This is a genomic window from Tsukamurella sp. II2bb (assembly GCF_057815145.1).
Map to the genome: position 1 here is coordinate 155732 of NZ_JBYPZI010000007.1, position 12735 is coordinate 168466.

15 protein-coding genes are annotated in these 12735 nt (G+C 71.3%); 10 read left to right on the forward strand and 5 right to left on the reverse strand.

The features are described 5' to 3' along the window. Positions 1 to 177 precede the first annotated feature (177 nt). The 3 genes from AC21LY_RS16715 to clpB all read left to right on the forward strand — a co-directional run bounded on the left by AC21LY_RS16715 (position 178) and on the right by clpB (position 4597). Positions 178 to 981, forward strand: coding sequence for an SGNH/GDSL hydrolase family protein (locus AC21LY_RS16715; protein WP_489047679.1), 804 nt, complete (start codon positions 178 to 180; stop codon positions 979 to 981). 290 nt (positions 982 to 1271) lie between these two features. Next, positions 1272 to 1865 carry an SGNH/GDSL hydrolase family protein gene (locus AC21LY_RS16720; protein WP_489047680.1) on the forward strand — a complete coding sequence of 198 codons (594 nt, stop codon included), beginning with the start codon at positions 1272 to 1274 and terminating at the stop codon, positions 1863 to 1865. A gap of 179 nt (positions 1866 to 2044) precedes the next feature. Beyond that, complete coding sequence (clpB, locus tag AC21LY_RS16725; protein ID WP_489047681.1) at positions 2045 to 4597, forward strand: ATP-dependent chaperone ClpB; 2553 nt, start codon at positions 2045 to 2047, stop codon at positions 4595 to 4597. A 51-nt stretch (positions 4598 to 4648) separates the two neighbouring features. Here clpB and AC21LY_RS16730 read toward each other — a convergent pair whose 3' ends face one another. Further along, on the reverse strand, positions 4649 to 6115 hold the full coding sequence (locus AC21LY_RS16730) for an FAD-dependent oxidoreductase (protein ID WP_489047682.1): 1467 nt from the start codon (positions 6113 to 6115) through the stop codon (positions 4649 to 4651). A 65-nt stretch (positions 6116 to 6180) separates the two neighbouring features. Here AC21LY_RS16730 and AC21LY_RS16735 point away from each other — a divergent pair, with 65 nt between their 5' ends. Together AC21LY_RS16735 and AC21LY_RS16740 are read left to right on the forward strand one after the other, a co-directional pair. Further along, a complete protein-coding gene (locus tag AC21LY_RS16735; RefSeq protein WP_489047683.1) occupies positions 6181 to 7209 on the forward strand; it encodes an alpha/beta hydrolase in 1029 nt (342 codons plus the stop codon). Further along, positions 7206 to 7583 (forward strand): PPOX class F420-dependent oxidoreductase, encoded by a 378-nt coding sequence (locus AC21LY_RS16740; RefSeq protein ID WP_489047684.1) that lies wholly within the window; start codon positions 7206 to 7208, stop codon positions 7581 to 7583. The genes AC21LY_RS16735 and AC21LY_RS16740 overlap by 4 nt, the downstream gene beginning before the upstream one ends. 76 nt (positions 7584 to 7659) lie before the next feature. Here the strand turns inward: AC21LY_RS16740 and AC21LY_RS16745 are convergent, their stop codons facing one another. Then, complete coding sequence (locus tag AC21LY_RS16745) at positions 7660 to 7920, reverse strand: hypothetical protein (RefSeq protein WP_489047685.1); 261 nt, start codon at positions 7918 to 7920, stop codon at positions 7660 to 7662. Then, positions 7917 to 8279: a YidH family protein gene (locus AC21LY_RS16750; protein ID WP_489047686.1), complete on the reverse strand. Its 363-nt coding sequence runs from the start codon at positions 8277 to 8279 to the stop codon at positions 7917 to 7919. Before AC21LY_RS16750 ends, AC21LY_RS16745 begins: the two co-directional genes overlap by 4 nt. A gap of 104 nt (positions 8280 to 8383) precedes the next feature. Here AC21LY_RS16750 and AC21LY_RS16755 point away from each other — a divergent pair, with 104 nt between their 5' ends. From AC21LY_RS16755 to AC21LY_RS16770, 4 genes are read left to right on the forward strand one after another with little or no spacing between them, the layout of a single operon-like run. After that, positions 8384 to 8863, forward strand: coding sequence for a hypothetical protein (locus AC21LY_RS16755; RefSeq protein WP_489047687.1), 480 nt, complete (start codon positions 8384 to 8386; stop codon positions 8861 to 8863). Positions 8864 to 8895: 32 nt separating this feature from the next. Then, positions 8896 to 9591, forward strand: a complete 696-nt coding sequence (locus AC21LY_RS16760; RefSeq protein ID WP_489047688.1) for a hypothetical protein — start codon at positions 8896 to 8898, stop codon at positions 9589 to 9591. Further along, positions 9588 to 10151 (forward strand): orotate phosphoribosyltransferase, encoded by a 564-nt coding sequence (pyrE, locus tag AC21LY_RS16765; protein ID WP_489047689.1) that lies wholly within the window; start codon positions 9588 to 9590, stop codon positions 10149 to 10151. The genes AC21LY_RS16760 and pyrE overlap by 4 nt, the downstream gene beginning before the upstream one ends. Before the next feature lie 7 nt (positions 10152 to 10158). Beyond that, positions 10159 to 10857 (forward strand): TrmH family RNA methyltransferase, encoded by a 699-nt coding sequence (locus AC21LY_RS16770; protein ID WP_489047690.1) that lies wholly within the window; start codon positions 10159 to 10161, stop codon positions 10855 to 10857. A gap of 10 nt (positions 10858 to 10867) precedes the next feature. Here AC21LY_RS16770 and AC21LY_RS16775 read toward each other — a convergent pair whose 3' ends face one another. Both AC21LY_RS16775 and AC21LY_RS16780 read right to left on the reverse strand, forming a co-directional pair. Further along, positions 10868 to 11239, reverse strand: coding sequence for a type II toxin-antitoxin system VapC family toxin (locus AC21LY_RS16775; RefSeq protein ID WP_489047691.1), 372 nt, complete (start codon positions 11237 to 11239; stop codon positions 10868 to 10870). Next, a complete protein-coding gene (locus AC21LY_RS16780) occupies positions 11236 to 11478 on the reverse strand; it encodes a type II toxin-antitoxin system Phd/YefM family antitoxin (protein WP_489047692.1) in 243 nt (80 codons plus the stop codon). The genes AC21LY_RS16775 and AC21LY_RS16780 overlap by 4 nt, the downstream gene beginning before the upstream one ends. Before the next feature lie 133 nt (positions 11479 to 11611). On the opposite strand from AC21LY_RS16780, the gene AC21LY_RS16785 reads away from it, so the two are divergent. Next, positions 11612 to 12727: a glycoside hydrolase family 76 protein gene (locus AC21LY_RS16785; protein WP_489047693.1), complete on the forward strand. Its 1116-nt coding sequence runs from the start codon at positions 11612 to 11614 to the stop codon at positions 12725 to 12727. The last annotated feature ends 8 nt before the right edge of the window (positions 12728 to 12735 follow it).

The following is a 12735-nucleotide window of genomic DNA, read 5'->3' on the forward strand; positions in this document are numbered from 1 at the left end:
GCTCGCTCCTGCCTTCCGAAGGCCACCTGACGGCCCCATCCTACCTGCGGCTTTAGGCCCGCCACATCCTCGTGCGCACACCGCGCCCCGTGTGACGCCGGTGGCGGGCCGTCGAGTATCTTCTACCCGGGCGCGCACACCTCGTGCCGAGGGGATCGACGAGAGGGTTCCACCGCCATGGTCGCTTTGCGAGTCGGTCGCCGCGTGCGCCGCATCGGGTACGGCATCGCCTTCGGCGCCGGTATCGCCCTCGCGCCGTTCGCCGTGGGGGCCGCGTCCGCCGACGCGGGTCCGACGGTGCCCGCGGCCGGTCCCGCCGCGTCGGCTGTGGTGCAGCGGGCGAAGCCGGTCGTCGTGCCCAAGCCTGCCGCCGCGCGGCCCGTCGTGAAGTCCGTCGCCGCGCAGCCCGTCGCCAAGCCGATCACCGGGGCGGCCCTGGCGCCTGCGCAGGCGGCCTCGCCCGGCCGTTCGGTGGTCGTCATCGGCGCCTCCGTCTCCTCGGGCAAGGCGGTCTCGGCCGCGCAGGCCTACCCGAGCCGGCTCGCAGCACTGTCGGGTCACCCGGTGCAGGTGAGCTCCCGGGTGGGTGCCGGCTACGCCGACGGTTCCATCGGACGCCTGACCCGCGCCGCGAACCTGCCCGCGAAGAACCCGGAGCTGGTCGTGCTGCAGGCGGGCACCAACGACGTCGGCGCGCCGCCTGCGCTCGTGGCGGGCCAGGTGCGCGAGGTCGTCTCGACGGTGCGCCAGCAGGCGCCCGGCGCGAAGATCGCCGTGGTCACGGTCTTCCCCTCGATTCATCGCGGTGCCGCGGCGCGCAATACGGATGCCGCGATCATCGGTGCCGCGCGGTCCGTCGACCCGGGCGTCATCGTGATCTCCCCGCTCAGCGAGGGCTGGACCTACCGTGCGGCCGGCGACGGACACCCCGGCGCCGCCGCCCACGAGCGCCTCGCCGAGCGGGTCTCGGGCCTGGTCTGATCCTTCCCTGATCCGCCTGTGCCGGCGCCGGCTGCGGCGCCCGGGCGCTGGCGGCTCAGGATGTTGGGTTGTGGAGCTACAGACATGTCGTGGCGCACGTCTGTGGCGTATGAACCCGACATCCTGAGGTGGCCGGGGACGTAGACGCCCGGCGGCGCCGACGACGCGCATGGTGCACATGATGTTTCTGTGAATGAAGTCGCGGACGTTATGCATGTGGCATCTGTTGTGTCAAGATTCTCGGCATGGGCGTGTCGCGTGTGGGTGCAATGGTCGGAATCGGAGCCGTGGTGATCGCTTCGGTGGGAGCGTCCACCGGTCATGTCGCCGCCGATCCGGGCAGCGCCGTGCGCACCACCGATTCGCGGCCCATCGTCGTGATCGGCGCGTCGATCTCCACCGGTTACGAGGTCGCGGGAGTGGTCGCCTATCCGCGGATGATCAGCGCCATCGCCGGCCGCTCGGTCTACCTCAGCGCCCGCGGCGGTGCCGGTTACAACGACGGCGCGATCGCCGGCCTGACCCGGGCCGCGAAACTCGCGGAGCGTGATCCGGCGCTGGTCGTGGTGCAGGCCGGCTCCAACGACGTGGGTGCATCGCCGTCCGTGATCGACGGCCAGGTGCGGCAGGTGATCTCGACGGTCCGCTCGCAGGCGCCGAACGCCAGGGTCGCGCTGATCACCGTCTTCCCGTCGGTTCGCGGCAGCGGCCCCGATGCCCGCGCGACCGAGTCCGCGATCGTGAGCGCGGCGCGCGCGGTCGATCCGTCGGTGTCCGTGATCTCCCCGCTCAGCGAGGGATGGGTCTACGGGTCGAGCGCCGACGGCCATCCCGACGCCGCCACCCATCAGAAGCTGGCGGAGCGCGTCGCCGCCCTGGCGTAGACAGCTGGTCGGGCGCACGGGCCGTTCCCGACAGGACGGTGTGGTGGGCGTCACCGTCGATCCATCGGGTTGAGCGGAATAGGCTCAAGTCTCTGGCGGTTGATGGATACAGAAGGCATACTTGAGCGGAGAAGGCTCAGGGTGTACGACCGTGTTCGAGACGACCCAGGAGGATCACGTTGGATTCGTTCCAGCCCACCACGAAGACGCAGGCCGCGCTGACCTCGGCCCTGCAGGCGGCGTCCGCCGCGGGTAACCCGGAGATCTCTCCGGCGCACCTGCTGGTGGCGCTGCTCGACCAGACCGACGGGATCGCCGCGCCGCTGCTCAAGGCGGTCGGCGTCGACCCCGTCACCATCCGCAACCGCGCGCAGGATCTCGTGGACCGGGCGCCGAAGGCGAGCGGATCCACCACCACGCCGCAGCTCAGCCGCGAGTCCATCGCGTCCATCAGTGAGGCGCAGAAGCTCGCCACCGAGATGGGCGACCAGTTCGTCTCGACCGAGCACGTGCTCTACGGCCTCGCCGAGGCCGGCGGGCAGGCGGCGCAGGTGCTGACCTCCGCGGGCGCCACGCCGCAGGAGATCCGGGACAAGTTCACCGCCGTCCGCGGCAGCGCGAAGGTCACCTCGGAGAACCCCGAGGGCCAGTACCAGGCTCTGGAGAAGTACTCGACCGACCTCACCGCGCGCGCCCGCGAGGGCAAGCTCGACCCGGTCATCGGGCGTGACAACGAGATCCGTCGCGTCGTGCAGGTGCTGTCCCGCCGTACCAAGAACAACCCGGTCCTGATCGGCGAGCCCGGCGTCGGCAAGACTGCCATCGTCGAGGGCCTGGCCCAGCGCGTGGTCACGGGCGACGTGCCCGAGTCCCTGCGCGGTAAGACGGTGATCTCGCTCGACCTCGGCTCGATGGTCGCGGGCGCCAAGTACCGCGGCGAGTTCGAGGAGCGGCTCAAGGCCGTCCTCGACGAGATCAAGGCCAGCTCCGGCCAGATCATCACCTTCATCGACGAGCTGCACACCATCGTCGGCGCCGGTGCCACCGGCGACTCCGCGATGGACGCGGGCAACATGATCAAGCCGATGCTGGCCCGCGGCGAGCTGCGGCTCGTCGGTGCCACCACGCTCGACGAGTACCGCCAGTACATCGAGAAGGACGCCGCACTCGAGCGCCGCTTCCAGCAGGTCTTCGTCGGCGAGCCGTCCGTGGAGGACACCGTCGGCATCCTGCGCGGCCTCAAGGAGCGGTACGAGGTGCACCACGGCGTGCGCATCACCGACTCCGCGCTGGTCGCCGCCGCGTCCCTGTCCGACCGCTACATCACCAGCAGGTTCCTGCCGGACAAGGCGATCGACCTCGTCGACGAGGCCGCCTCGCGCCTGCGGATGGAGATCGACTCGCGGCCCGAGGAGATCGACGCCGAGGAGCGCCTGGTCCGTCGCCTCGAGATCGAGGAGATGGCGCTGTCGAAGGAGTCCGACGACGCGTCGAAGGACCGGCTGGAGAAGCTGCGCGGCGAGCTCGCCGACCACAAGGAGAAGCTGGCCCAGCTCACCTCCCGCTGGCAGAACGAGAAGGGCGCCATCGACTCGGTGCGCTCGCTCAAGGAGCAGCTGGAGACGCTGAAGGGCGAGTCGGAGCGCGCTGAGCGCGACGGTGACCTCGGCCGGGCCGCTGAGCTGCGCTACGGGCAGATCCCGGCGCTGGAGAAGGAACTCCAGGCCGCCGTCGAGAAGTCCGGTGCCGCCTCCGACGGCGAGGTCATGCTCAAGGAGGAGGTCGGCCCGGACGACGTGGCCGACGTGGTCTCCTCGTGGACCGGGATCCCCGCGGGCCGCATGCTCGAGGGCGAGACGGCGAAGCTGCTGCGCATGGAGTCGGAGATCGGCAAGCGCGTGATCGGCCAGGAGGCCGCGATCACGGCGGTCTCGGATGCGGTGCGCCGCACCCGCGCCGGCGTCGCGGACCCGAACCGGCCCACCGGCTCGTTCCTGTTCCTCGGCCCCACCGGCGTGGGTAAGACGGAGCTGGCGAAGGGGCTCGCGGAGTTCCTCTTCGACGACGAGCGCGCCATGGTGCGCATCGACATGTCCGAGTACGGCGAGAAGCACTCCGTCGCACGGCTCGTCGGCGCGCCTCCCGGGTACGTCGGCTACGAGGCCGGCGGCCAGCTGACCGAGGCCGTGCGGCGCCGCCCCTACACGGTGGTGCTGTTCGACGAGGTCGAGAAGGCGCACCCGGACGTCTTCGACGTGCTGCTGCAGGTGCTCGACGAGGGCCGGCTCACCGACGGCCAAGGCCGCACGGTGGACTTCCGCAACACGATCCTGATCCTCACGTCGAACCTCGGCGCGGGCGGCACGCCCGAACAGGTGATGGCCGCGGTGCGCGCGAAGTTCAAGCCCGAGTTCATCAACCGGCTCGACGATGTGCTGATCTTCGACTCGCTGAGCTCGGACCAGCTGACCGGCATCGTCGACATCCAGCTGGACCAGCTGCGCAAGCGGCTGAGCCAGCGCCGGCTCGAGCTCGAGGTCTCCGACGAGGCCAAGGGCTGGCTCGCGGAGCGCGGTTTCGACCCGCTCTACGGCGCCCGGCCGCTGCGCCGCCTGGTGCAGCAGGCCATCGGCGACCAGCTCGCCAAGGCCCTCCTCGCGGGCGATGTCCGCGACGGTGACGCCGTGAAGGTCACCCTCTCGCCCGATGGCGAGCGGCTGATCATCAGCTAGATCACCCGACGAAGCGGGCGCGACCATCTCGGTCGCGCCCGCTTTCGTGTCCTACTCGGCGGTGAGCAGCCCGGCGTGGAAGTCCGTCACCAGGGCGTCGACGGTGCCGCGGGCGTCGTAGCGGTTCGTCCCGATCACGCCGGTGGGCCCGCGCTTGATCCACCCGGCCACGTACACGCCGGGGACGGGGGCACCGTCGGGACCGAGGACCCGGCCGCCGGCGTTGGGGATGACCCCGGCCGCCTCGTCGAAGGGGACGCCCGGAACGGCGGTGCCGCGCAGGCCGATCGCCGCGAGCACCAGGCCGCAGTCCAGGCCCGACTCCGTGCCGTGGTCGTCGAAAGTGACGGTGGCGGCACCGTCGGACTGCGTGATGGCGACCGGCGGCGTGCCGAACCGGAGCACCACCCGACGCCCGTCGGCGGCCGGCGCGGGTGCGGCGGAGAGGGCGCGCAGCAGGTCCAGCTTCTGCGCGCGGTAGTGCCGGGCCTGCGGATCGGCGGGCTCCGCGTCGACGTGCTCGAGATCGGCGGGGTGCACCACCACCGGCACCGTTCGCGACAGCCCCACCAGCTCGGGCGTCGTGAAGGCGGCATGGTCCGGGCCCCGTCGGGCGAGGACGACGACCTCCCGCACGCGGGAGGCGCGCAGGGCATCGAGGGCCGCGTCGGACATGTCCGTTCCCACGAAGACCTCCGGATCGGCGGTGAGGATCCGCGCGACGTCGAGGGCGACGTTGCCGTTGCCCAGAACGACGACCCGCTCGTGCGTGAGGTCGACGGCGAGATCGGCGAAATCGGGGTGACCGTTGTACCAGGCCACGAAGTCGGCGGCGGCCGCGACGACGGGCAGGTGGCCACCCGGCAACGGCAGCGGCCGCCCGTGCAGCGCCCCCACCGCGTAGATCACCGCGTGATGGGTCCGGGCCAGCTCCTCGTGCGTGACGTTCGAGCCGACCGCGACCCCGAGGTGCAGTCTCACCCCGCTCCGCGCCCGGGCCACCGCGAACTGCTCCTGCACCCTCTTCGTCTCCCCGTGGTCGGGGGCCACGCCGAACCGCACCAGGCCGCCCGGCTCGGCCAGCCGCTCGTAGACGTCGATCTCGGCGCGCACATCGATGCGGCTGAGCAACTCGCTCACCGCGTAGTGCCCCGCCGCACCGGCGCCCACCACCGCGACCCGCAGGGGAGCGGCGCCGTCGGGCGGGCGGCGGCGGCCGAGCTGCGGATCGGCGTACGGATGGTCGAGGTCGGCCGCCGACCCGACGGCCCGGTAGTAGTCGGCGTTCATCGCCTCGAACGGGGCCATCTCCGCGGTCAGCTCGTAGTCGGTGGTGATCGCCGAGACCGGACAGGCGTCGATGCACGCGCCGCAGTCGATGCACACGTCCGGGTCGATGTAGAGCATCTCGGCGGTGGCGAATCCGGGCTCGTCGGGCGTCGGGTGGATGCAGTCCACGGGGCACTCCGGCACGCAGGAGGCGTCGTTGCAGCAGTTCTGAACGATCACGTGAGGCATGTCTCAAATAGTGTGCCGCCGACGGCGCGGGGGCAAGCATTCGCGGGACGTGTCAGGGTGGAGCCATGACCACGCTCACGCCGCACGTCGTGCGGACCGCCCGCCACACCACCGCCTATCTCGCCTCCGGTCCGGTCGACGGTCCGTTGCTGATCTTCGTGCACGGCTGGCCCGAGCTCGGCTACACCTGGCGGCACCAGCTGCGCGCGCTCGGCGCGCTCGGCTTCCGGTGCGTGGCGCCGGACATGCGCGGTTACGGATCGTCGACGGTGCACCCGGACAAGAGCGCCTACCGCCGCGAGGAGGCGGTCACCGACATGCTGGAGCTGCTCGCCGGGCTCGGCCGGTCGAGCGCGATCTGGATCGGGCACGACTGGGGCGGGCCCGTGGTCTGGAACATCGCCACCCACCATCCCGCGGTCGTCGACGCCGTGGCCTCGCTGAACGTGCCGCACTTCCCGGCGAGCGGACCCACCCCCTTCGACCTGATCGACCGCGAGAAGTACCCCGCCGACCAGTACCCCTACGGCCAGTGGGACTACCAGGTGCACTACCTCAAGTCCTTCGACGAGGCGACGGCCCAGTTCGAGAGCGACCTGCCCGGCCTGGTCGCCGCACTCTTCCGCAGCGGCCACCCGCGGCACCTCGACGGTCCGGCGCCGACCGCGGTCATCACTCGCAACGGGGGCTGGTTCGGCGGCGGTCCGGTCCCGCAGCTGCCGCTCGACCCGGCGGTCCTCACACCCGAGGACCACGCGGTCTACGTCGCGGCCTTCGAGCGGAACGGCATGGCCGGACCCAACGCCTGGTACGTCAACGCCCGCGCCGACGCCGAGTACGCGAAGACGGAACTGGACTCCGGGCGGATCGACAAGCCGGCGTTGTTCCTGCACGGACGCTACGACGCGATCCTCGAGACCGTCGGGACCCGGCTCGCCGACCCCATGCGCGCCGCGTGCACCGACCTCACCGAGGTGATCATCGACTCCGGCCACTGGATGAGCGAGGAGAAGCCCGCCGAGGTGGGCGCCGCGATCGCGGGCTGGATCGCCCGCAGCGTGCCCGGGTGCTGGCCGGTTACGCTGGGCGAATGACCGCCACTGTCGCTACCGTCGCGGACGCGAAGTACGTCCTGCTGACCACCTTCCGCAAGGACGGCACCCCCGTCGCCACCCCGCTCTGGGCGGCGCGCGACGGCGCCGACCTCGTGGTCTGGACCGTCGCCGATTCCTGGAAGGTCAAGCGGCTGCGGCGCAACCCCGCCGTGCTGGTCCAGGCCTGCGATGCGCGCGGGAAGAAGACCACCGGCCCCGAGGTGGCGGGGACGGGCGAGATCACCGACGGTGCCGATGCCGCGGCGCGGATCGCGAAGAAGTACGGCGTGCTCGGGTGGCTCACCGTGACCGGTTCCAAGCTCCGCCGGGGCGCCGGCGGCACCGTCGGGATCCGGGTGCGCGACGCCGGCTGACGTCGCGCACCGGGCCGCTGGTGATCAGGATGGAAATGCTTCGTCCGCACTCACCAGGACCCGGTTCCGGTCAGTGTCAGTGCACCGCCGTCAGCAGTCCGACCGCGGCCAGCACCACCACGGCGACGGTGAGGAGGAGTTGGGTCCTCGGCGCCCGCAGCCGCAGCGCCACCACCGAGACCACCGCCACGGCCAGGCACAACGGTGCCGCGACGGTCCGCACGTCGGTGGACGCGTGCGCGACGAGGGCGCAGGTCAGGACCACGGAGAACGCCGTGCGCCCGCGGGCGAGGAGGGTCCGCTCCTCCGCGAGTGTCGGCGGTTCGCTCACGCTCACTTGATCAGCATCGAGGCGGCCAGGACGGCCCCGGCGAGGACGAGCAGCCCGGCGAGCACGATCGTGGCGGCCGAACCGCGCAGGTCGCGGCCCGTGCGCAGCGCCGCCTCCACCGTCAGCCAGCGCCGGAAGGCATATCCCGCCAGTCCGGCGGCGACGATCAGCAGCACCACGACGGCGGGCGTCCGGACCGCACCGGAGACGACCTGCGGGGCGAAGGCCTCCAGGCCCACCGCGGCGGCGATCAGTCCCAGCGACGTCCGGATCCACGCGAGGAACGTCCGCTCGTTGGCGAGGGTGAACCGCGCGTCCGGCGCGTCGCCGTCGGTGAGGGATCGTGGTGGCCAGAGTCTTCCCATTTCGATAACGCTAGCGGGTGCATAGAGATTCGCCCGTCACATTCACAGCCCCGTCTCAGACATGGCGAATAGTTTCGCGCAGGACGCCCTTGTCGAGGGGCACCATGAGATGCAGGTTCGAACGCGAGGAGGTGGTCGCCGTGGGGGGTGACGCTCGCGTCCGCGGCCCGTGGCCCGCGGTGATCCTGTGCCTGCTCGGTATCGGTGTGGTCGGGGTGGGGATCGCCTACGCGCTGCACGTCTCGGCGGACCTCGGCAGTTCGCGGCGCATTCTGCCCGCGGCCCAGTCCGCGGGGGTCTCGGTGAACGACCAGCGTTCCGTCGCGATCACCCCCGGTCGTGAGGTGATCGGCGCGGTGACGTCCGTGGGGGCCGCGGCCATCACGGTGCGGTCCGCCCCCGACGGCGGCACCGTCGTCCTGCACACGGGTCCGACGACCCAGGTGACCACCACCCACGGCAACACCCTGTCCGATCTCAGGGTCGGCGATGTGGTCATGATCCAGGTCAGCGCCGACGGCAGATCGGCCCTGGCGATCTACGCCGGTCAGATCTCCATCGCCGGAACGCCGTCTGTCGGGTGAACCGGCCGGTCGACGCGCTAGTGTAGGTGGCGATGTCGTACGTAGTGTTCCTGATTCTCGCGGTGGTCTGCGCGGCGCTCGCCGCCGCGCTCATCTGGTATGAGCGCAGCCACTCGCCCAACATGCACTCCGAGCGCGCCGATTGGGCCGCGGAGAGGGAGTTCGTCTACAGCAGGACGGACCCGTCGTTGCGCGACGAGTTCCATCGCGGCGGCATGGTGGTCTCCGGCGATCCCGAGATCGTCGACGTGGCCTACGGCAGCTACTTCGGCGCCGCCGCCTACGTCTTCGACCTCCAGGACGTCGCGACGATCGCGGCCGTCAGCCGCGGCGCGTCGTCGGGCGCGCTGCTGGATCTGCGGCACGAGGGCCGGCACGGCCCCAGCGAGCCCGGCATGGAGACGCTCGGCGCCCTGGGCCCCCGCGTGCTTTACACGAACAACGCCGAGGTCGCGCGCCGCGTCGCGGACCGGCGCATGATCACCTTCGCCGAGCAGGTGCCCGACTACATCGAGTCGCTGTGGAACGAGGGCGAGTGGACCCTGGCGTCCATGGCCGCCACCGACGATCCCGAGGATCTCGACGAGGCGCTCGAGGCCGTGCGGCGCTTCGGCGACCTGCTGCGCGTGCTCCCGCCGGAGGGACACGCCCGCGTCGTGACCGCGGGCGGCCCGCGCGACCCGGGCCAGCCGGTGCCGGTCCGTTCCGGTCGGGAGGCCGGACGGTGACCGGGCCCCTCGACTCCGTGCCCCTCGACCCCGCAGCCAAGGCACGGCTCGCCGAGCTCGTTCGCGAGCTGGCGGTCGTCCACGGCCGGGTCACGCTGTCCAGCGGCCGTGAGGCCGACTACTACGTGGACCTCCGGCGCGCGACGCTGCACCACGAGGCCTCGCCGCTGATCGGCGCGCTGCTGCGCGAGCTCACCGCCGACTGGGACTACGTCGCCGTCGGCGGCCTCACCCTGGGGGCGGACCCGGTGGCCACCGCCGTCATGCATTCCCCCGGCCGGCCGATCGACGCCTTCGTCGTCCGCAAGGCCGCGAAGGCGCACGGCATGCAGCGCCAGGTGGAAGGGCCCGACGTCGTGGGCAAGCGGGTCCTCGTCGTCGAGGACACCACGACCACCGGCAACTCACCGCTCACTGCCGTCCGCGCCCTGCGTGACATCGGCGCCGAGGTCGTGGGCGTCGCCACCGTCGTCGATCGCGCGACCGGCGCCGCCGACGTCATCGCCGCCGAGGGACTCGAGTACCGCTCGGTGCTCGGCCTCGCAGACCTCGGACTCTGACGGGCTGATGGCCGGCGCCGAGCCCGGCCCGGACGACGAGCTCGGGCCGACCGAATGGGTGACGGGCCTGCCCGGACCGCATGCCGTCGGCCTGGGGCCGTGGGCCTCCGAGCATCCCGGCGTTCCGGCTCCCACCGATCCGCGGTACGACCCGGAGCTGCTGGCCGAGGGGGATCGCCGCAACGTCGTCGACGCCTACCGCTACTGGACGCGGGAGGCGATCGTCGCCGATCTGGATGCGCGCCGGCATCCGTTCCACGTCGCGATCGAGAATCTGGGGCACGACGCCAACATCGGGACCGTCGTGCGGACCGCGAACGCCTTCGGCGCCGAGGCCGTGCACATCGTCGGACGGCGGCGGTGGAACCGGCGGGGCGCGATGGTCACCGACCGCTACCAGCATCTGCACCACCACCCCGATACGGACGCCCTGGCCGCGTGGTGCGCCGCGCGCGACCTGCCGATCGTCGCCGTCGACAACCTGCCCGGCTCGGTGCCCCTCGAACGAGCCCGCCTTCCCGAGAAGTGCCTGCTCCTGTTCGGGCAGGAGGGCCCGGGCGTCTCCGGCGGCGCCCGTCACATCGCAGGGGCGACGGTGTCGATCGCCCAGTTCGGCTCGACCCGCTCGATCAACGTGGGCGTGGCCGCCGGTATCGCCATGCACGCCTGGATCCGCGAGCACGCGGACCTCGACGCCGCCTGGTGACGTCGAGATGTCATCGGGTGGCGATGCCGTATTTGCGGATCTGCTCGTCAACCGTGAGCATCGGCACCTGCTCGACCAGGCACTGCGCGATCATCATGCGGTCGAAGGGGTCACGGTGATGCCACGGTAGGTCGCGGATCGCCTGCGCATGACGGACGCTGAGCGGGAGCAGTGTGAACCCCTGCGCGGTGAGGAAGTCCTCGCTCATCTCAGGAGCGATCAACTTGCCGAGGGAGGCCTTGATCGAAACCTCGGCGACGGTGGCCGCCGACACCAGTACGGTGTTCGCATCGTTCTCGATCAGTGAACGGTGGCCAGGCCGGAGGCGGAGATCGTTCTCCAGCCACCACAGGAGGACATGGGTATCTGCGAGGAGCCTCACTCGCCGCCGTACCAATCTTCGAGGTCAGCCTCGGTCAGCACGTCGAAGTCGTCGGCGATCTCGACCCGACCGGCCCAGACGCCCGGAGTGCGCACCGGCCGATCGGGAACGTACGGGACGAGCCGGGCGACCGGCTTTCCGTTGCGTGTGATCGTCATCCTGTCCCCCTGCTCGGCACGCGCCACGAGCCGCGAGAACTGTGACTTCGCGGCGTAGATGTTGAACTCGGCGTTGCTCACGCGTCCAGTTTACCCGACCTGGTCAGGCCTGACCAGATACCCGGCGCGCGGTCGGGTCTCTGATGGGGCGAGCTTCGGCGGGTGTGACCTGCGGGGACGTGCGCTTGTCGGACTCTCGTGCTGTGATGTCTGCATGAGTTCGGTCGAGTGGAATCAGCGCGCAGCGGCGGCGCAGGCCGCGGTGGTCGAGCGGCACTTGAAGCCCGTCTGGGGGATCCCCGGCACGCTGCTCGGCACACCCGCCTACCCGGCGACTCGGCGGGAGGCGCTGTTCGTCAGTTGGAACTACTGGTGGCAGGCGCACCTGCTGGATGTGGCGGTGGACGCCTACCTGCGGGACGGGGCGCCCAGCACCCGCAAGCTGGTGCTGCGCATCGCGCGGGGGCACCGAGTGCGGAACCTGTTTCGGGTGACCAACTCCTACTACGACGACATGGCCTGGATGGGCCTCGCTCTGGAGCGCGCGCAGCGGCACGCCGGGCTGAACGCGCAACGGCGGCTCCGGGTGCTGCGGGACGTCCTGTACGACGCGTGGGTACCCGAGGCCGGCGGCGGCATCCCGTGGCGCACGAAGGGCCTGTTCCTCAACGCTCCGGCGAACGGGCCGGCCGGCATCTTCCTCGCGCGGATGGGCAGGTTCGAGCGGGCCGAGGAGACCTCGGACTGGCTCTACCGCAGGCTGCTCGATCTCGAGACCGGCCTGATCAACGACGGGGTCGACGGTGACGACGGCGGTCCGGACGCCGGGAAGATCTACCCCGAGAAGTACTCCTACAACCAGGGCGTCGCCATCGGCCTGGATGCGGAACTCTCCTCGGATCTGGCCCCCACGCATGCCGTCCGGGCGGCCGGACTCATCGCCGCGGTCGCCGAGCACATGACCGAGGGGGACGTGATCGTCGGCGGTGACGGCGGTGACGGTGGTCTGTTCAACGGCATCCTCATCCGGTACCTCGCGTTCGCCGCCCGCGCACTACGGGGGCCGGGCGCCGAGGACGCACGGTCCGCCGCTGCGGACATCGTCTTCGCCTCCGCCGAGGCGGCCTGGCGCGGTATCCGCGAACTCGACGGCAGGGTGCTCTTCTCCGCGGACTGGACCCGCGACGCCCGGATCCCCGGCGGGACCGATACACCGGCGTACTTCACCGGCGGCACCGTGCGGTCCAGCCAGACGCCCGAGCGCGACCTGTCCGTGCAGATCGGCGGCTGGATGGCGATGGAAGCCGCGGCCGCGCTGGCGCGGGGCTGAGGCCGAGG

What these genes read in the sequence shown, in the direction of transcription:
- AC21LY_RS16715 (WP_489047679.1), top strand. Translation starts at nt 178, where the DNA reads ATGGTCGCTTTGCGAGTCGGTCGCCGCGTGCGCCGCATCGGGTACGGC.
- AC21LY_RS16730 (WP_489047682.1), bottom strand. Translation starts at nt 6,115, where the DNA reads ATGCCTCACGTGATCGTTCAGAACTGCTGCAACGACGCCTCCTGCGTG.
- AC21LY_RS16735 (WP_489047683.1), top strand. Translation starts at nt 6,181, where the DNA reads ATGACCACGCTCACGCCGCACGTCGTGCGGACCGCCCGCCACACCACC.
- AC21LY_RS16740 (WP_489047684.1), top strand. Translation starts at nt 7,206, where the DNA reads ATGACCGCCACTGTCGCTACCGTCGCGGACGCGAAGTACGTCCTGCTG.
- AC21LY_RS16750 (WP_489047686.1), bottom strand. Translation starts at nt 8,279, where the DNA reads ATGGGAAGACTCTGGCCACCACGATCCCTCACCGACGGCGACGCGCCG.
- AC21LY_RS16755 (WP_489047687.1), top strand. Translation starts at nt 8,384, where the DNA reads ATGAGATGCAGGTTCGAACGCGAGGAGGTGGTCGCCGTGGGGGGTGAC.
- AC21LY_RS16760 (WP_489047688.1), top strand. Translation starts at nt 8,896, where the DNA reads ATGTCGTACGTAGTGTTCCTGATTCTCGCGGTGGTCTGCGCGGCGCTC.
- AC21LY_RS16770 (WP_489047690.1), top strand. Translation starts at nt 10,159, where the DNA reads ATGGCCGGCGCCGAGCCCGGCCCGGACGACGAGCTCGGGCCGACCGAA.
- AC21LY_RS16785 (WP_489047693.1), top strand. Translation starts at nt 11,612, where the DNA reads ATGAGTTCGGTCGAGTGGAATCAGCGCGCAGCGGCGGCGCAGGCCGCG.